General features: G+C 37.5%; 14 protein-coding genes. 11 read left to right on the top strand and 3 right to left on the bottom strand.

Features of this window, described 5'->3' with window-relative positions:
• The first annotated feature begins 21 nt into the window (after positions 1–21).
• From DSM106972_RS17130 to DSM106972_RS53540, 4 genes are all read left to right on the top strand, one after another.
• A complete protein-coding gene (locus DSM106972_RS17130) occupies positions 22–1,317 on the top strand; it encodes a pentapeptide repeat-containing protein (RefSeq protein WP_158632835.1) in 1,296 nt (431 codons plus the stop codon).
• A 197-nt stretch (positions 1,318–1,514) separates the two neighbouring features.
• Positions 1,515–2,117 carry a glutathione S-transferase N-terminal domain-containing protein gene (locus DSM106972_RS17125; protein WP_127081816.1) on the top strand — a complete coding sequence of 201 codons (603 nt, stop codon included), beginning with the start codon at positions 1,515–1,517 and terminating at the stop codon, positions 2,115–2,117.
• A gap of 238 nt (positions 2,118–2,355) precedes the next feature.
• Positions 2,356–2,715 (top strand): Pepco domain-containing protein, encoded by a 360-nt coding sequence (locus DSM106972_RS17120; protein ID WP_127081815.1) that lies wholly within the window; start codon positions 2,356–2,358, stop codon positions 2,713–2,715.
• 41 nt (positions 2,716–2,756) lie between these two features.
• A complete protein-coding gene (locus DSM106972_RS53540; RefSeq protein WP_233787076.1) occupies positions 2,757–4,898 on the top strand; it encodes an SUMF1/EgtB/PvdO family nonheme iron enzyme in 2,142 nt (713 codons plus the stop codon).
• A gap of 13 nt (positions 4,899–4,911) precedes the next feature.
• Here DSM106972_RS53540 and DSM106972_RS52550 read toward each other — a convergent pair whose 3' ends face one another.
• The gene (locus DSM106972_RS52550) at positions 4,912–5,295 is read right to left on the bottom strand and encodes a GIY-YIG nuclease family protein (RefSeq protein WP_201800741.1); all 384 of its coding nucleotides are present in this window, start codon (positions 5,293–5,295) and stop codon (positions 4,912–4,914) included.
• Positions 5,296–5,297: 2 nt separating this feature from the next.
• On the bottom strand, positions 5,298–6,308 hold the full coding sequence (locus DSM106972_RS17105; RefSeq protein ID WP_201800740.1) for an SNIPE associated domain-containing protein: 1,011 nt from the start codon (positions 6,306–6,308) through the stop codon (positions 5,298–5,300).
• A gap of 423 nt (positions 6,309–6,731) precedes the next feature.
• Between DSM106972_RS17105 and DSM106972_RS17100 the strand changes: the two genes are divergently transcribed.
• From DSM106972_RS17100 to DSM106972_RS17075, 6 genes are all read left to right on the top strand, one after another.
• Positions 6,732–7,931, top strand: a complete 1,200-nt coding sequence (locus DSM106972_RS17100) for an ABC transporter substrate-binding protein (RefSeq protein ID WP_127081814.1) — start codon at positions 6,732–6,734, stop codon at positions 7,929–7,931.
• Between the two features lie 17 nt (positions 7,932–7,948).
• Positions 7,949–8,896, top strand: a complete 948-nt coding sequence (locus DSM106972_RS17095) for a branched-chain amino acid ABC transporter permease (RefSeq protein WP_411675315.1) — start codon at positions 7,949–7,951, stop codon at positions 8,894–8,896.
• Between the two features lie 114 nt (positions 8,897–9,010).
• Positions 9,011–9,925 carry a branched-chain amino acid ABC transporter permease gene (locus DSM106972_RS17090; RefSeq protein ID WP_127081812.1) on the top strand — a complete coding sequence of 305 codons (915 nt, stop codon included), beginning with the start codon at positions 9,011–9,013 and terminating at the stop codon, positions 9,923–9,925.
• A 52-nt stretch (positions 9,926–9,977) separates the two neighbouring features.
• Positions 9,978–10,745 carry an ABC transporter ATP-binding protein gene (locus DSM106972_RS17085; protein ID WP_127081811.1) on the top strand — a complete coding sequence of 256 codons (768 nt, stop codon included), beginning with the start codon at positions 9,978–9,980 and terminating at the stop codon, positions 10,743–10,745.
• A 51-nt stretch (positions 10,746–10,796) separates the two neighbouring features.
• A complete protein-coding gene (locus DSM106972_RS17080) occupies positions 10,797–11,513 on the top strand; it encodes an ABC transporter ATP-binding protein (protein WP_127081810.1) in 717 nt (238 codons plus the stop codon).
• A 96-nt stretch (positions 11,514–11,609) separates the two neighbouring features.
• The gene (locus tag DSM106972_RS17075) at positions 11,610–13,868 is read left to right on the top strand and encodes a sensor histidine kinase (protein ID WP_127081809.1); all 2,259 of its coding nucleotides are present in this window, start codon (positions 11,610–11,612) and stop codon (positions 13,866–13,868) included.
• A 5-nt stretch (positions 13,869–13,873) separates the two neighbouring features.
• On the opposite strand, the gene DSM106972_RS17070 is transcribed toward DSM106972_RS17075, so the two are convergent.
• Positions 13,874–15,073, bottom strand: coding sequence for a cytochrome P450 (locus DSM106972_RS17070; protein ID WP_127081808.1), 1,200 nt, complete (start codon positions 15,071–15,073; stop codon positions 13,874–13,876).
• Between the two features lie 144 nt (positions 15,074–15,217).
• Between DSM106972_RS17070 and DSM106972_RS17065 the strand changes: the two genes are divergently transcribed.
• The gene (locus DSM106972_RS17065; protein ID WP_127081807.1) at positions 15,218–18,922 is read left to right on the top strand and encodes an ATP-binding protein; all 3,705 of its coding nucleotides are present in this window, start codon (positions 15,218–15,220) and stop codon (positions 18,920–18,922) included.
• The last annotated feature ends 32 nt before the right edge of the window (positions 18,923–18,954 follow it).

The following is an 18,954-nucleotide window of genomic DNA, read 5'->3' as shown; positions in this document are numbered from 1 at the left end:
CAACTAATAACAGGCTTATTTATGTTCATATTAACTTTGATTGTGTTGTTAATACTTGACAATCAAAATTTTGTAATAGAACAAAAAATAGAATATATAACACATATTTTAACAGCAGTAGCAGCAATTTCCGGTTTAGGGATAATCACTTATAACGTCCATAGTACAAGAATGCTCGTTAAAGAAATACAAGAAAAACAAAATAATGGTAGTACAATATCATCAGCAAAACTGCTGCTATTAGAAAAACTGCTCGAAAATCAAGATATTCAAATCGAAGTCAGTTATACAAACCCAAGTAATGAAATACCAGAAGACTTTTATCAAGCATTAGGGCAACTTGGAAACGACAAACCAGAAGCGCGGTTAGGAGCAATATATACGCTTGAACAAATAGCTAAAGATTCTCCTAGTAAACAGTGGACAATTATTGAAACTTTAGCAGCATTCATTCGAGAAAACACACCTTTTATGAGGGACGAAGAAGATTTAGATGATGATGATGAATTAGGACAAGAAGAATTAATTTTATTGCCAACCGATATACAAGCAGCTTTGACCGTCATTGGACGACGCGATATTACTAAAGAACCAGCAAATAAAAAGTTAGATTTACGCAATGTTGATATAACAGGTGCTGACTTAACTGGCGCCAACTTTCAGAATACTGATTTCACAGGTTCTTGTTTACAAGGTTGTTTATTTACACAAGCAAACCTACAAGCAGTAGATTTTTCAGAGGTTGATATGCAATATGCTGTACTGTACGAAGCAAACTTAATCGAAGCACTATTTTACGAAGCTAACCTACAGTCAGCAGTCTTACCAAAAGCCAACCTTACCAAAGCCGTCTTTTATCAAGCCAACCTGCATCTTGCAACATTATACGACGCTAACCTAACAGAAGCAGTTTTTTATCAAGCAAACTTAGAAGGCGCCAACCTAAGTGATGCTAACTTAAAACTCGCCAACCTAGAAGCATGTAACATCTCGCAAGCAAACCTAATAGGAGCAAATTTAACAGGTGCCAACCTTATTGGCGCCAACTTAGAAAACGCTTCTCTCAGCACAGCTTGTTTAACCGAAGCAATACTATTTGAAGCAGCATTATCGTCTTCAAACCTAAGTAACACAACCTTAACCCACGCCAACCTAATAGGCGCCAATCTCACAAACACAATTCTACAAGATGCCGACCTCAGCGGCGCCGACCTTAGTCGAGTCATAAACTTAGAACAACAACAACTCGAACAAGCACAAGGCAACACCAACACTACCTTGCCGCAACACCTAACACTTCCTGTAAGTTGGTCTTAAGAAACCAGGTTTCTTCTCCACTAAGCATAACAACCTAGATGTTTACCAAAAGAAACCTGGTTTCTCACGCTTGCATAACAACCTATAATAGCCCATCTACTAAGGACGGGCGAGGACGCCCATCCCACAAGATAGATACCTAATATACCTTCTTCTTGCTAGACTACCTTCGGTAAACAAATCGAGGGTACTTTATCATGATTGACCTATACACCTTCACAACACCCAACGGCTACAAACCCTCAATAATGCTAGAGGAAATACAACTTCCCTACAACATACACAAAATCGACATAACCAAAAACGACCAATTCAAACCCGAATATATAGCCATCAACCCTAACAGTAAAATACCTGCAATCATCGACCAAGAAACCGGAATTACAGTATTTGAATCCGGCGCCATTTTAATGTATCTAGCAGAGAAAACAGGAAAACTGCTGCCAAGCGACCAAAAAGGTAAATATCAAGTCATTGAATGGCTAATGTTCCAAATGGGAAGCGTTGGACCGATGTTTGGACAACTCAACCACTTTAAAAAATACGCTCCAGAAAAAATTCCCTACGCTATCGAACGCTACGAAAAAGAAACAATACGTTTGTACGGAGTTTTAGATAAACAACTTAGCAATAACGAGTATATATGTGGAGAATATTCAATTGCCGATATTGCCACATATCCTTGGGTAGCAATTTACGAGATGCAAGGTTTGACCTTAAATAATCATCTTCACCTCAAACGTTGGGTAGAAACCCTTCAGCAGCGTCCAGCAGTACAGAAGGGGATGAGTATAGCGTAAGCGCTCTTACTTACCATATCCAGGCGCCTTTTGGAAAACTGTAGCATGGGCGTTTCGCCTGTGCAGTACATGCATTTTGTTACCACAGAGACACAGAGAATACAGAGGAGAAAGTAAAACTAGGATGAACTCCTCAGAATTAATGACACAAGTGGGCATTAAAAATTGTAGTAAGTGAATCTACCTGGTAAACTATATAAAAGCGCTACTCTGTACATTCAATAGGCTGATAATTAATATGTCCGAGGAATCTACTATCTGGGTCGTAGTTGAAGACGTTCCTGAATCAACAAGTATAAGTGGAGCTAGAGACAGTATCGACACAGGAGGAGGTTTTGGTTCAAGAATAACGGAAAAATTATCCTCTGCAATTAAAAAACGAGTACAAATAGACGCATTCACCCTTAAAACTCAGATAAGTGGTTTAGTAAAAGTGGTAGGGGATGTATTTAATCAAGCAGAGCAACAAACAGGAATGAAACTTAGCGAAGTCGAAGTTTCTCTAGAAATAAATGCGGAAGGGCAGGTAAGTTTAATGGGAACAGGAAGTAAGGTTTCCAATAAAGGAGGAATTACCTTAAAATTTACTCGTCAGTGAACCAGAAATTAAAAGATATTTGGATTGCCATAACTTGACTAATGGTGAGAAACTGGGCTATCGCAATTGGGATTAATGAATACGATTATTTGGCTCCCCTCAACTATGCTAAACGTGATGCGGAGGCATTTAGAGCTTTTTGTTTTAATCAATTAGATTTTGAGGAAGTTTACTATTTTTCTGACGACTCACCTCCTATTCAGCAGGACTACGGTTCACCAATGCGCTCACAGCCTACTTATGGTACTCTCTCACGCTTTTTACGAGCACGCTTTGAGGAAAAGTTTTTAGGAGCAGGTGACAATATATGGTTTTTCTTTGCTGGGCATGGAAAAAGACATCTTAATCGAGATTACTTAATGCCTAGCGATGCTGACCCTGGCAATATACAACGTACAGCTATTTCAATTAATTACATTAGCGAACGATTACGTAGATGTGGTGCTGATAACGTGATTCTTTTTCTTGATGCTTGTCGCAATGAAGGTGACCGAGATGGAGAAGGAGTTGGGGTCGAAAAGCAACAGGGCATTGTTACTTTTTTTTCCTGTAGTCCTAATGAGCGTTCTTACGAAATTGATGAGTTTCAACATGGCTCATTCACGTACAGTTTGCTTCAAGCTTTACGAATACAGGGAAAGAATAATTGTGCAACCGTTGACCGTCTCTACCAATATTTACGTAATCAAGTTCCTGAAATCAATAGTCGCTATAAAAAGCCTCGACAAACGCCATACACGATTGCAGAGCCGGCGACAAAATTACATTTAATCTTATTACCTAAGCAAGCAACGCCCACAGATGTTAGTATTCTCAAAGCTGATGCCTTTGAAGCTGAGGCAGAAGGAAAATTAGAGTTGGCTGAACAACTGTGGATTAGAGTTTTAGAAGCTTCTATCATAGATAACCAAGCAATTAATGCAATTAAGCGCATTGCTTTAAAAACTTCTAAAACTCAAGCTGATATTCAAACAGAATTTCAACCAGATTATACTTCCAATAGCCGCAGCAGTGAAGAAAGTTCTACATTGTCAACAAATTATGACAAACCTAATCAAAAAGCTAGTTATGTAAAATTATCTAACAACGGCGCCGAATTAGCGAATCTTGCCAAGACAGAGAAAAAATTCACTTACGCAAAACTTGCTGAGGTATGTTGCATAAGTAAAAGTACAATTCTTCGCTTCTTTAAGCAAGAAATGCTTGATACTAGGAAGTTTGAAATTATTTGCGAAGCTTTGGGATTGGTGCCAGAAAGTGTAACAGAGAATCATTCTACTACCAAATCAGACTCCAATGAGACAATAAGCTTACTAAATATACCACCTCAAATATTGTCTTCTTCCTTTACTACTTCTACTTTTAAGTTTGAAGTAGTATCAATAGACCAGAAGGGGCAGGAGATACAACGTAATCAGCAAACAGCCGGACAATACATAGAAAAACGAGTTTCACTAGAGTTAGTGTTACTACCTGGTGGTAGATTTCTTATGGGTTCACCTGAAACAGAGGAAAGACGACTTCCGAATGAGGGACCTCAACATTCAGTAGTAACCAAACCATTCTTAATAGGGAAATATCCAGTAACTCAAGCACAGTGGAAAGCAGTAGCAACTCTAAATACAGTTAATAGGGATTTAGAACTAGACCCCTCACATTTTAAAGGGGCAAATTTACCTGTTGAACAAGTTTCTTGGTACGATGCAGTGGAATTTTGCCTACGTCTTTCTAGAGAAACAGGACACGATTATAGGCTGCCAACAGAAGCAGAATGGGAATATGCTTGTCGTGCAGGCACTAAAACTCCTTTTCATTTTGGAGAAACTATCACCTCCAAACTGGCAAACTATGACAGTAATTACAGCTATAGGTCACAACTTAAAGGAAACTTCAGAAAAAAAACAACTCCTGTTGAGTTTTTCCCTCTCGCTAATGCTTTTGGACTTTTCGATATGCATGGTAACGTTTGGGAGTGGTGCTTAGATTGCTGGAGTGAAAATTACAATAATGCTTTGAGCGATGGACAAGCATGGTTTGATGATAATAGTACCAATTTACGATTATTAAGAGGTGGTTCTTGGTATAACGACCCGAGAGATTGTCGTTCAGCCTTCCGTAAAAGTTGGGATTCAAATGATAAATTAAACCGCGTTGGCTTTCGTGTAGTATGTGTTGCTAAGTAATTGTAATGACTTATTAGTTCTGTTCATACTCATCATCATCCCACGAAGGCGTATAAGTTGATTGGGGGGCTTGAGTTTCACCGCGTTCAATAGCTTGTGTTTTATAAAATTCTTCTGCTTCTGCTATTTTAGTGAACCTAATTTCCGGTTTACTCACACTTTTGGTTTCTTCCGCAATTTTTTCAACAGCATTAGCTATTTCATCTAACGTAATCCGAAAAAACTCCTTACGCTCATTAACTTTGTTCAGGCTTTTGTTTCTAAAATAGTTATGTAATAAATTCTCCGTTTCTGGAGCATTTTCTGAAAATATCATTGCATGTACGTCAAACTTAAAAGGAACTGATGCTCCACTAAGTTCTTTAATGCGCTCTTCTGGTTCTAAGCGTCTTGTCATACCTATTTTGTAAACATTTCCCCAAATGAGCCAATATTAGAAATAACATAGACATACCCAGATTTTGTCATTTGAGCGCGCGATATAGCTCGTTCCTTATTTTCTAAAGCTGCCTGAAGCTGTTGATTGAGTTGCTGGAGTTTGTTTTCTAATACTTCTCGCTGTCTGCCAGTTGCTTGCTCTACCTCTTGACGAGCTTTTTCCAAAGCTAGTCTATAACGTTTCTCTTCTTTTTCGGCATCTTGTTTTGCTTTTTCTATTTCACGTAAAGCTCTTTCCTCATCTCGCATTTGTTCTTTAATCCTTCTTTGTTCTTCAAGCTCTTCCTGTTTTTTCTCTTGAAACTCATGTGTTAGATATAGCTCTTCTAACTTTGCATTAAAATAATCACGTGTGATAGCACAATGATTTGTCTCTGCTAGCTTATTTAAAGTTTCAAAAGCTTTGTTAATTCTTGTTTCTAGCTTAGTAATATTATTATATTTGACTTGAAGTATAGCAGCATCGCATTCTCCATTAAACGCTCTAAGTACTACAGTTAGGTAATCACTAATCATTTTTTTACCTTTTTTAGCGCTGTTTTCTACTTCCCACTTTGTATAACAAGTTGCAGCGGCATCATTTTTTAATAAGCTTTTTTGCTTATTTCTAATTTTGTCCAGTTTGAATTTATACTCCTCTGAACTCCCAAAATTGTATTTTGATTTATAAAAAGCAAATCTCTGAATATACTCTTCTTCGTGAACTTCGGTTAGTTTTTGCTGTATAGTTCGAGTTTGAGCATATATATTATCTTGCTCTATCTGTAATTTTTTGATTTCACTCTCTTTCAGAACAATATTCTCATCTAGTTTATCTTCATATTTTTCTTTCGAGACAAGTCCATCATATTTACTTAAGCTCTCCCTTAGCTTATCTTGCTCAATCTTGGCTTCTTTTTTAATTTTTTGAATTTGCTGTGTGAAGCCGATAGTTAATCCCAGTATTGCTAACAAGAGTAATGCTACTAACATAAGGCATAGTGGAGGTACTTACGTTTATTTTAATTTAGCGTAAAATTGGCACTTTATAAAATCCGTAAGCATCTTTTCTGGAAAAGTAAAATTCTCTGATTAAAAATAATTAGCAGAGTAGATACATAGCTATTCAATTCGAGAGTTGGCGCCAAATCTCTTCCTCTTCTCTCTGCGTACTCTGTAGTAAAAATAAATACAGGTAATGCACAGGCAGGGATGCCTGTTCCACAATGTTCCACAAGAGGTTTTACATAAATTGATATGTAAAAGACTTGGAGATATTGGCACGAGCATGGTCAAATAAAAATGACGCTCACTCACGAGCGCAGTTTACTACGGTTTTGCAGTCATTACAGATATTCTGCATAACCTGTGTGAAATGCATCTAATAAAGAGTAGAAACATTTTTATAATTTGGTCATGAAAAAAGTTATAACTAATACAATATTACTTACTGCTAGCGCTTTACTAGTTACAGCTTGTGCTGGTGGAAACGCTGGTAATACAAATAATGCTGGAAAAAGTGGCGCCATTCCCATTGGCATTGGTTTTGCTCAAACTAGTAATGTGGCATTACTTGGTCAAGATGGGATAAATGGAGTCAAAATAGCCGAGAAGTATTTTAATGATAAGGGGGGTGTGAACGGTACGCCGATTAGATTAGTGTACCAAGATACTGGTGGAGATGAACAAGGCGCCATCAATGCCTTTCAAGCTTTAATTAATAAAGATAGAGTCGTAGGAATTGTTGGGCCAACGTTATCGCAGCAAGCATTTAGCGCAAGTCCCATAGCTGACCGTGTAAAAGTACCAGTAATTGGAGCATCGAATACAGCTAAGGATATTCCAGAAATTGGCGATTATGTAGCGCGCGTTTCAGCACCTGTATCTATAGTGGCGCCAAACGCGATTAAAGCCGCATTAAAGCAAAATCCCAATATTAAAAAAGTCGCTGTCTTCTTTGCACAAAACGACGCTTTTAACAAGACGGAGACAGAAATTTTTCAAAAAGCCGTTAAGGATGCTGGTTTAGAAGTAGTTACAGTCCAAAAGTTTCAAACTACCGATACCGACTTTCAGGCACAAGCGACAAGTGCAATTAATGCCAAACCTGATTTAGTAATTATATCAGGACTGGCTGCTGATGGAGGTAATATAGTTCGACAGTTACGCGAACTTGGCTACAAAGGTTTAATTGTAGGTGGAAACGGGTTTAATACATCTAATATATTTAAAGTTTGTAAAGCTTTGTGTGATGGTGTAATGATAGCTCAAGCCTACAGTCCTGAACACAAGAGCGAAATTAACAAGACATTTCGTCAAGCATACTTTAACCAGTTTAAAACAGAACCACCGCAATTTAGCGCCCAAGCTTTTACAGCAGTCCAAGTTTATGTCGAAGCTTTGCAAGCACTAGATAAAAAGACAAAAGTTAGCACATTACAACTTCCACAACTGCGAACTGAGTTAAACAAGCAGTTATTAGCAGGTAAATATAACACTCCATTAGGTGAAATATCATTTACACCTGTAGGTGAAGTAGTACAAAAAGACTTCTATGTGGCGCAAATAAAAATGGAGAAGGACGGCAGTACAGGTACATTTGCGTTTATTAAATAGCTATTCTTGATTAAATAATGCTTACAATCTTTTTTCAACAGCTTCTTAACGGGTTATCTATTGGTAGTACCTATGCAATTTTTGCATTAGGGTATACGCTTGTCTATTCTATTTTAGGAATAATTAATTTATCGCACGGCGCCGTTTTTACGCTTGGTGCATATTTTACTTATGCGTTGATGGGGGGTGCGTTTGGGTTTAGTGGAGTATTGGCAAATACAACGTTACCTTTTGGTTTACCGTTTGTGTTAGCTGTAATACTAAGTAGTTGTTTGGCTGGTTTAGTTGGAGTTGCTATAGAACGAATAGCATTTTTACCTTTACGACGTAGAGGTTCTGACCCTTTGTTAACGGTGGTTTCTAGCTTGGGTGTTGGTGTAGTTATCGTTAACTTAATTCAATATTTAGTTGGCGCCGAAAATTATAATTTTCCTGCTAATACTTATGGTGACTTACCTTCTGCTATCAACTTTGGTACAGATGATAACCCTATACCTATTCGCACCGTCCAAATAGTTATCTTTATTGTTTCAGTAATAATTGTAGCGCTTTTAACTTACTTTATTAATCGCACTAAGTATGGAAAAGCGATGCAGGCAATTGCCGAAGACCCCACAACAGCAAGTTTACTAGGAATCAACGCCGACCAGTTTATAATACTAACGTTCTTTATTAGTAGTTTTTTAGCTGGTGTTGCGGGGAGTTTACTAGCTTCGAGTGTGAGTATTGCAGGGCCATATTTTGGTATTGCTTTTGGTTTACGAGGTTTAGCGGTAATTGTTTTAGGAGGTTTGGGGAGTATTCCTGGTGCTGTTGTCGGAGGATTTTTGATTGGTATTATTGAAGCATTTGTACCAGGTCAGTTTTCTGGCTATAAAGATGCTGTTGCCTTTGGTATTTTATTCATCATGCTACTGGTGCGACCACAAGGTTTACTGGGACGCAAGTTTATTCAAAAAGTCTAACGATTTTAGATTTTGGATTTTGGATTTTGGATTAAGTTTAGAGTTCCAAGTCTAAAATTCTCTAGTCTAAAATCTAAAATCTAAAATTTAAAATCTAAAATCCAAAATCCCAACATGGCTGATTTTTTTAATACTTATGGTTCGTTGATAGTCTCGATGGTGTTAGGTGCCTTGCTTGGACTATCATTATATTTACCTTTGATGGCAGGACAGTTATCGCTGGCAAGTCCTGGTTTTTATGCGCTGGGTGGATATATTGCGGCAATTTTATCGACGACTGTGTTTAAAAGTGATGGTGGATTTCCTGTATATTTGCTAATTCTTGAGATGGTAATTGCTGGTGTGGTGTCGGGGTTGTTAGGGGTAGTCGTGGGTATTCCTGCTTTGCGGTTGCGAGGTATTTATTTAGCTATTGCGACTATTGCGTTTGTGGAAGTACTGCGGGTATTAGCGCTTAATTTAGATATTACAGGTGGCGCCGTTGGTATTTTTAATATTCCTCAACCTTTTTTAAATCCAATTGAATATTTATGGGTGGGTTTACCGTTGTTGGTTGTGACGATGGTATTAATTTATCGTTTGGAACGAGTACGTGTAGGTAAGGCTTTGATTGCGATTCGTGAAGATGAGTTAGCTGCGGGGTCAATGGGGATTAATCCAACTTACTATAAGGTATTGGCTTTTACTTTAGGGTCAGTATTAGCTGGTGTTGTTGGTGCTATTAGCGCTCATTTTTTGAATACTTGGAATGCTCGTCAGGGTACTTTTGATGCGAGTATTATTTATTTGACTTTTGTGTTGATTGGTGGTTCGAGAACTTTTTTGGGGTCGGTGGTTGGTGCGATGGTGTTTACTGCTTTACCGGAGGTGTTGAGGGGGTTGGCTGATACGGGTGGGTTGCCTGTTTGGTTGGCTCAGTTTTTACGTGATGGTCGGTTGATTATTTTTGGAGTGTTAATTGTTGTGGGGACTATATTTTTTCCACAAGGGTTGGTTACTCCGAGGGTGTTTGGGAGGAAGAAGGGGTGAGATATGGATTTTTTTACCACAGAGACACAGAGAGCGCAGAGTAAGAGGGAAGATGAGTAATATTATTTTGGAGTCGCGGTCTTTAACACGACGTTTTGGTGGGTTGGTGGCAGTTAATGATGTTTCGTTTGCTGTGCATGAGCATGAAATATTTGGTTTAATTGGTCCGAACGGCGCCGGTAAGACTACTTTATTTAATTTGATTACTGGTTTGATTTCTCCTAGTGATGGTAAGTTGGTTTATAAGGGGACAGAAATATCTCAGAAAAAGCCTCATGATATTGCTTCGTTAGGTATTGCCCGAACTTTTCAGAACATCCGTTTGTTTGGTGAGCTTTCTGCTTTGGAAAATGTGATTATTGGTAGACATTTACATACCAAGAGTGGAATATTCACAGGTGTGTTTGGAATACCACCAGCACCCAAAGAAGAAATTGAAAGCAAACAAAAAGCATTAGAATTACTCGAACTAGTTGGTTTACAAGAGCGCGCGCATGAAAGTGCGAAAAACTTTCCCTATGGAGACCAACGTCGTTTAGAAATAGCACGTGCGCTTGCACTTGAACCAGAAATACTCCTACTCGATGAACCAGCAGCAGGAATGAACCCCAACGAAAAACAACAACTAAGCGACTTCATCCGACAAATACGTAACACATTCAACCTAACCATTATCCTTATAGAACATCACGTTCCCCTAGTTATGGGACTATGTTCACGCATAGCAGTATTAAACTTCGGTCAACTAATAGCCCTAGACAAACCCGACATAGTAAGAAACAACCCAGCAGTCATCGAAGCTTACCTAGGAAACGAATAATCCTCTCTTCCTCTGCGCTCTCTGTGCCTCTGTGGTAAAAAGAAAAAACATATGAACACCATAACAATCTTAGAAACAAAAGACCTCTGTGTAAACTACTCCGGAATTCAAGCTCTAAAAAACATCAACTTATACATTAACAGCGGCGAAGTAGTAACCTTAATAGGCGCCAACGGAGCAGGAAAAACAACTACCCTGCGAGCCATATCCAAAATCATCAACATAAAAAGCGGTGAAATACTATACTCAGGACGAAACATTATAAAACGCCCACCGCATGAAATAGTAAAACTAGGTATAGCACACTCACCCGAAGGAAGAAGAGTCCTCGCCAAACAAACAGTGTACGATAACCTAATGCTAGGCGCCTTCATTCACAACGACAAAGCGAAAATCCAAGCTGATATCAAACATCAATTTGAACTATTTCCAAGACTAGCCGAACGTCGCAACCAACTAGCAGGAACCCTCAGTGGAGGAGAACAGCAAATGTTAGCTATTGCGCGCGCATTAATGAGTAGACCCAAATTATTATTACTTGACGAACCTAGCTTAGGATTGGCGCCTGCAATAGTCAAAGAAATATTTACAATTATTCAAAACCTGCGTGAGACAGGTGTAACAATTTTACTAGTAGAACAAAACGCCAACTTAGCCTTACAAATAGCTGATAGAGGATACGTATTAGAAGCAGGTAGCATAACATTAACAGGCGCCGCATCAGAACTAATTACCGATGAACGTGTAATGAAAGCTTATTTAGGTTAGTTTTGAAATAGAAGTCGGGAATCTTCTTGCCGATGATGATACATAAACCGCATGTTGAGGGAACAATAATGTTGATCGAAAATCAACTTCTCAAACATGACATCAAACTCGGCTAGAGATTATCATACAAAGCGCCTAAAAAAAATACCCCTCCGACTAATTCTTGTAGTTCCCTTTATCCTACAAATATTTGCAGCAGTGGGATTAGTTGGGTGTTTATCGTTTATCCAAGGGCAAAAAGCAGTAAATGACCTTGCATCACAGTTGATGGACAAAACAAGCAAGCAAGTGGATGAACATTTAGATAAATATCTAGCTTTGCCTTCTCAGCTTATGCAGATGAACGCGGATGCGATAATTGATGGGCAGCTTAACTTGAATGACCAGAAAGCAAACGAACGTTATTTTTGGCGCCAAGCCAAAGCTTTTACAAGTATTAGCTATATCGGTTATATCTTACCAGATGGTAGAGAAGCAGGCGCCGGACGTTGGATTAACGGTGTGGATTTGCTAGTTTGCGAAAATCTGAAAGGAGATGGTAAAACTTCAGATTATATAGTTGATAACAAGGGAAATCGCGCGCAACTGTTGCAAAGCTATGATTTTGACCCATTATCACAAGCAGCGTATAAAGATGCAGTCAAAACAGGCAAACCTATTTGGGGTCAAGTCTTTAGCTTAGGCGCGACAAATATACAAATAAGCAACTCTGGTAAGGCTTTAGAAAAGAATGTTCCTAATACCAATATTGGCATGGATTATTACATGCTACCCGCAAGGAAAGCAATGTATAGTAGCGATGGCAAGCTGATTGGTGTTATGGCTATTGATATAATGTTAACGGATATTAGCAAGTTTATTAGTACCTTAAAAGTAAGTTATCATGGACATATTTTTATTATGGAAAAAGATAGCTTATTAATAGGAAGTTCAAAAAAAGATTCGATTTTATCTCAATTCAATGGCAAAACTGAAAGATACAGCGCGCTTCAAAGTCCTGACCCACTTACTCGTAACGTTGCTAGCGAGTTAAAAAAACAGTTTAATTCATTTCAAGAAATTAAACATAATTTAGAGACTAATATTACTTTCAACAAAAAATCTTATTTCGTCCGAGTTACACCTTGGAAAGAAGAGTCCGGTTTGGATTGGTTGGTAGTTATTGCTGTACCAGAATCCGACTTTATGGCACAAATTAATGCCAGTACTCGTACTACTATTTTACTGTGTATAACTGCTTTATTCGTTGCAATATTGATAGGAATATATACAGCGCGCAATATTACTCAACCAATTCTCAAATTGAGCGAAGCAAGTGAAGCTATTGCAACTGGTAAACTTAATCAGAACATTTCTGAAAATAAAATTAATGAATTAAATATTCTTGGTAGTTCATTTAATCGCATGGCACAGCAGTTACGCGATTCATTTACTGCTTTAGAACAAGCAAATTTAGAACTTGAAAAAACAAATGAAGAATTAGAAAATCGAGTTATTCAAAGAACAGAAACACTTACCCAAACTCTGAACGAGTTAAAACAAACACAAGCAAACTTAGTACAAGCAGAAAAAATGTCTTCTTTGGGGCAAATGGTCGCAGGAATAGCACATGAAATTAACAATCCCGTTAACTTTATCCACGGTAATTTATCCCATATAGATAATTATACCCAGGACTTGTTACAGTTAATAGAAGCATATCAAATATATTTTCCCAATCCTCCTGAAGCACTTCAAGAAATTATTGATACGATTGATTTAGATTATCTGACAGAAGACCTAAATAAAATTATCGCTTCGATGTCCACAGGCACTAAGCGGATCCGAGAGATTGTGCTATCGCTTCGCAATTTTTCCAGGCTTGATGAAGCCGAATGTAAAGAAGCAGATATTAACGAAGGTATAGATAGCACTTTAATGATTTTACAGCATCGTATGAAAGCGAAATCTAATCATCCAGAAATTAAAATCGTTAAAGATTACGGTCAATTACCGTTAGTTAATTGCTATGCTGGACAATTAAATCAGGTTTTTATGAATATTCTAGCAAACGCTATTGATGCTTTAGAAGATTCATCGATAAATAATCCAACAATTTGGATTCATACTCAGCTTACAGAGCATAATCATATATTAGTATCTATTGCCGATAACGGCGCCGGCATTCCAGAAAATGTTCTAAGTAAATTATTTGACCCTTTCTTTACGACCAAACCTGTAGGAAAAGGAACAGGTTTGGGGCTATCAATTAGTTATCAAATTATAGTTGAAAAGCACAAGGGTAAAATTTACTGTGATTCCAAGCTGGGAGAGGGGACAAAGTTTATAATTGAAATTCCAGCGTGCAGGTTATGAAGTAATTAAACAGGTGTAAATTTAATGTGTAGATTTTTTAAGCCACGAGCAAAAAATCCATACTCTTCGGGTAATTTATCATTAAATTGCATATTTTCCATACTATTCAATAATAAATTTGTGGCAATAATTACTTCTTCTCTCGCTAATTTTGTACCAATACAGAAATGTTTTCCTCCACCAAAAGCTAGATGATTTGCGGCGCCGGAAAATGCTCGATTCACATCTAAATCGTGACGAAAAATGTTAAAATTATCAGGTTCCGAATATTTGCGAGGGTCGCGATTAGCAGCAGCGATTAATCCGATAACCATTGAATTTGCAGGAATAGTGCCACCTGTCATTTTTACATCTTCAAGCGTCAAACGCATTAACCACTGTATAGGAGGTGAATAGCGTAGCGTTTCTGTAAAAGCTCTCTCAACTAGACTGCGGTCTGCAATAACTTGTTGTAACTGTTCTCGGTGTACAATCAAATTTCTAAACATTAAAGCTAGCGCTTTATCTGTCGTTTCTCCACCAGCACCAAACAATAGCATTGCCAGCGATGTAATTTCGTCATCAGTTAACTTGATACCGTCTATTTCAGCTATACATAAGCTAGATAGTAAATCATCTTCTGAATTTTGCTGTTTTCGCTTAATAATTGGCGCCAAGTAAGCTTGAAACTCTTTTCTAGATTGTAAACCAGCCGCAGTTACTTGTGGATTTTGTGATAAATTTGAAAGAAAATTGCTGATATCTATACACCATTTCTTTAGGAATGGCATATCTTCCTTCGGTAAGCCAAGTATAGTTCTGATAACGTTGAGAGGATAAATACTAGTGAACTCTTCAACTAGTTCCACTTCTCCTCTGCTGCTAAATTTACTCAGCAGTTCTCTAGCATTTTCTTCAATGAGTGGCAAAAACTTTTCGTTTAACTTGTAACTGCCAAGTGCTTGTATCACTAAATTACGATTTGTTGCATGTTCTCTGCCATCCATTTGTACCATCGTTCGACCATATACTGGTTCAAACTGCGCTTCTGCATGACGACTGGAAAATGCAGGGTCTTTAAATGCGCGTTCTACATCTTCGTAACGACTAACTACATAGCTGTTGGTAGCTTCATGAAAAAACAACGGGTAATTTTCACGTATATTTTCAAACAACTGGTAGGGAGATTTATCAAACTCTGCTGAGAGGATATTAGGCGCCTGCATGTTTTAAGGTTGTAGTTTAAATAACAAGAGAATCTAAATGTTTTACATTTTTACATAAAAAATGTTGAAAATACTGATAACTTTCACTCACTTTTTGGGAATTCTATAGTGTAAAGAATTATTTTGCAAGTCTCAGGTGAAATTATGCTGCCCATAGCAATTCCTGGTTATGAAATTACCGAAGTAGTCCGTGAAGGCTTAAACACAGTCATATACCGAGGTGTATCTAATCAACAGCTAGTTATCCTTAAAGTGTTGAAAGCAGAATATCCTAGTTTAGAGCAAATTACTCGCCTCAAGCACGAATATAAAGTTACCGAAAATCTTGAATTAGAGGGAGTTGTCAAAGTTTACGGGTTAGAAACATATCAAAACCGTTTAATTCTAGTTGCAGAAGACTTTGGTGGTATTTCCCTTAAAGAATTTTTAGTAAAAGAAAAATCTCAAAAATTGCCTTTGATTATCTTTCTCAGTATTGCTGTACAATTAGCGCAAGGGCTAGTATCGCTACACAAAAACCAAATTATTCACAAAGATATTAAACCTGCCAATATCATTATTAATCCCCAAACGGGACAAGTAAAACTAACAGACTTTAGTATTGCGAGTCGTCTGGGTCAAGAAACAGCATGTTTGACAAACCCAAACCAATTAGAGGGAACTCTTGCATATGCGTCTCCTGAGCAAACAGGTAGAATGAATCGCTCAGTAGATTTTCGTAGTGATTTTTACTCTTTGGGTGTAACTTTTTATGAAATTATCACAGGTCACTTACCTTTTATTAGCAATGACCCCTTGGAATTAGTACATTGCCATCTTGCTAAACAACCAACTCCAATTCAGGAATTAAATTTAGAAGTTCCGACAGTTTTGGTAGAAATTGTGAATAAACTTATGGAAAAAAATGCTGAAGACCGCTATCAAAGTGCTGAAGGGCTTTTGGCTGATTTACAGCAGTGTTTAATAGAGTTGAAACAAGGTAAAATTACTTCCTTTACACCGGGAGAATATGATAAAGCTTCTCAACTGCTTATTTCTCAAAAACTTTACGGACGAGAAAAGCAGGTAGAAATTTTGCTCGAAGCTTTTGAACGGGTAAGTAATGGTGGTTTTGAGCTTGTACTGGTGGGTGGTTATTCTGGAATTGGCAAAACTGCATTAATTAACGAAATTCTCCGAGGGTTAACTCGTCGCAAGGGATACTTTGCCAGTGGAAAGTTTGACCAATTTCAGCGTAATGTTCCTCTTGCTGCTTCAATACAAGCTCATCGAGATTTAATACGTCAACTTTTAACCGAAAGTGAGGAGCATCTAAAATATTGGAGAGAAAAGTTTACTGTTGCATTAGGCGCCAATGCTCAACTTATCATTAATATTATTCCAGAACTGGAGCTAATTATAGGCGCCCAACCACCTGTAGTAGAATTAGGGGCAATAGAAACAGCTAACCGTCTAAATCGAACATTCCAACAGTTTTCTCAAGTTTTTCAAAGTTCCAATCATCCAGTTGTACTATTTATGGATGATTTGCAATGGGCTGATATAGCTTCACTGCAGGCATTACAAACATTTATGAGTGATTCGACAAATTGCTATTGCCTTGTTATCGCTGCTTATCGCGATAACGAAGTAAGTTCTACCCATCCTTTTATGCAAACGGTAGAAGTAATTCGTCAAACTGGGGCAAAAATTAGTGATATTCAGCTAAAACCACTCTTCGTTGATGATGTTACGCAACTAGTAGCAGATACGTTGCGGGCACCATTAAAAAATGTTACGTCTTTAGCAAGTTTGTTATTTGAGAAAACCCAAGGAAACCCTTTTTTCTTAACGCAGTTGTTCAAGTCGTTGTATGATTCGGGTTTGCTGTCGTTTGAGACTCCCCTTTCATCCCCCCTACAGGGAGGACAGAGGGGGGTATGGCAGTGGGATTTAGAGAAAATTCATAAACAAGGTGTAACAGATAACGTTGTTGAGTTGATGATTAATAAAATTCATAAACTCGCGGCGCCAACACAAAAGATATTACAATTAGCTGCGTGTATTGGTAATAAGTTCGATTTACAAACCTTAGCAACAGTCGCACAACAGTCATACTCATCAGTTGCTGAGGATTTATGGTCAGCGCTCACTGTAGGTTTAATTGTACCAGTAGGAAATAATTACCTTTTGCCACAGGTATTTGGCGCCCAAGAAATAGTAGAAGTTATTCAAGGTGAAAATATTGAATATAGTTTCTTACATGACCGGGTACAGCAAGCAGCTTATGCGCTAATTATAGAAGAACAAAAACAAGCGACTCACGCTAAAATTGGAAAACTGCTGTTGCAAAAGTGTTCCATAGTTTCATCAACAGAAGAACTAGAAGCCAACATTTTCAAGATTCTTAATCATTTGAACATGGGTATTGATTTAATTCTAGAATCATCTGAAAAAATAAAGCTAGCAAGACTTAACTTAATCGCAGCGCAAAAAGCCAAAGCATCAGCAGCGTATGATGCAGCATTAAAATACTGCCGTACTGGTTTATCGTTGTTGCCAATTGATAGTTGGCAAATTAACTACGATTTAACTTTGGCATTGCATGAAAAAGCAACCGAAGCTGCATATTTCTGTCGTGAATTTGAGCAGATGCAACTATTTGGTGAAATTCTTAAACAAAATGCTCAAACAACACTTGATCAAGTCAAAGTTTATTATTTTTACATCCTCGCCTGTATCGCTCAGAAACAACTGCCCAAATCAATAGCTATTGGGTTAGAGATTTTGGAATTGTTGGGAATGCTTTTTCCTAATTCACCAACTGAAGCTGACATTCAGCAAGCATTAACAGAGACAATCTTGTTAGTTCCACAATCAACAATTGCATCAATAATTGACTTACCATTAATGACTAATCCTAAATCATTAGCAATTTTACAAATATTAGACGCAATTAGTTCAACAACTTATTTCCTTAATCCACCATTATACACACTTACCACTTTGGCAATGATGAAATTGTCAGTGCAGGATGGTAATACACCTCTATCCCCAGTTATCTATAGTCAATACGGCTGTATTCTTAATGCTATTATAAACGATATAGAATCAACTTATCAGCTTGGAAATTTAGCGTTAAATTTACTGAATAGTTTAGCTGACAAGACCTATGCTCCTAAAACTCTATTTATTACAGCGACTTTTTCAACACATTGGAAATCTCATTTCAGTGAGAGTTTAGCACTGTTTAACCTTGGAGGGCAAAAAGCTTTATTCGTTGGAGACTTTGAATACGGCGCCTGGAATTATGTTTATGAATGTCGTACCGAAGTTTTAATGGGCAAACCACTTAATGAGGTGATGTATAAAATTTCGATTTTTAAAGCAGAAATTAAAAAAAATAAACAGCAAGTTTCTTTGAATCATATTGAAATGCTAGAGCAGATGGTAATTAATTTGATGCAAGAGAGTAATAACCCATCTTGTTTAATCGGTGACGTGTATAATGAAGAAAAATCATTGATTGATTATTATAACATTAAAGATGGATTTTCGCTTGTAACTTTGCATCTGTACAAGCTGACTTTGAGTTATATTTTTGAATCATATAATCGAGCTACTGAAAATATAGATAAATCAGTCAATTATTTAGCTGCGGCATCTGCAATAGATATTGCTCAATTTTACCTTTACTCTTCGCTTTCATATTTAGCAGTCTATAATTCCGTCAATTCAACACAGCAAAATCAATACATAGAAATAGTTGACACAAATCAAGCAAAAATGCAAGAATGGGCACATCATGCGCCGATGAATTATTTACATAAATTTCAATTAGTAGAAGCAGAAAAATTTCGAAACTTCTAGCAACGGGTACCCTAAGCTAGGTAAGTAAAAAG

It is taken from the genome of Dulcicalothrix desertica PCC 7102, assembly GCF_003991905.1.
Lineage (GTDB): Bacteria > Cyanobacteriota > Cyanobacteriia > Cyanobacteriales > Nostocaceae > Dulcicalothrix > Dulcicalothrix desertica.
The sequence above is the reverse complement of the archived record's forward strand: the minus strand, read 5'-3'. Positions and strand labels throughout refer to the sequence as shown.

Bases quoted from the DNA above. Each gene is read 5' to 3' on its own strand.
- DSM106972_RS17100 (WP_127081814.1), top strand. From the start codon at position 6,732: ATGAAAAAAGTTATAACTAATACAATATTACTTACTGCTAGCGCTTTA.
- DSM106972_RS17085 (WP_127081811.1), top strand. From the start codon at position 9,978: ATGAGTAATATTATTTTGGAGTCGCGGTCTTTAACACGACGTTTTGGT.
- DSM106972_RS52550 (WP_201800741.1), bottom strand. From the start codon at position 5,295: ATGACAAGACGCTTAGAACCAGAAGAGCGCATTAAAGAACTTAGTGGA.
- DSM106972_RS17075 (WP_127081809.1), top strand. From the start codon at position 11,610: ATGACATCAAACTCGGCTAGAGATTATCATACAAAGCGCCTAAAAAAA.
- DSM106972_RS17120 (WP_127081815.1), top strand. From the start codon at position 2,356: ATGTCCGAGGAATCTACTATCTGGGTCGTAGTTGAAGACGTTCCTGAA.
- DSM106972_RS17080 (WP_127081810.1), top strand. From the start codon at position 10,797: ATGAACACCATAACAATCTTAGAAACAAAAGACCTCTGTGTAAACTAC.
- DSM106972_RS17125 (WP_127081816.1), top strand. From the start codon at position 1,515: ATGATTGACCTATACACCTTCACAACACCCAACGGCTACAAACCCTCA.
- DSM106972_RS17105 (WP_201800740.1), bottom strand. From the start codon at position 6,308: ATGTTAGTAGCATTACTCTTGTTAGCAATACTGGGATTAACTATCGGC.
- DSM106972_RS17090 (WP_127081812.1), top strand. From the start codon at position 9,011: ATGGCTGATTTTTTTAATACTTATGGTTCGTTGATAGTCTCGATGGTG.
- DSM106972_RS17095 (WP_411675315.1), top strand. From the start codon at position 7,949: ATGCTTACAATCTTTTTTCAACAGCTTCTTAACGGGTTATCTATTGGT.
- DSM106972_RS53540 (WP_233787076.1), top strand. From the start codon at position 2,757: ATGGTGAGAAACTGGGCTATCGCAATTGGGATTAATGAATACGATTAT.
- DSM106972_RS17130 (WP_158632835.1), top strand. From the start codon at position 22: ATGTTCATATTAACTTTGATTGTGTTGTTAATACTTGACAATCAAAAT.
- DSM106972_RS17070 (WP_127081808.1), bottom strand. From the start codon at position 15,073: ATGCAGGCGCCTAATATCCTCTCAGCAGAGTTTGATAAATCTCCCTAC.
- DSM106972_RS17065 (WP_127081807.1), top strand. From the start codon at position 15,218: ATGCTGCCCATAGCAATTCCTGGTTATGAAATTACCGAAGTAGTCCGT.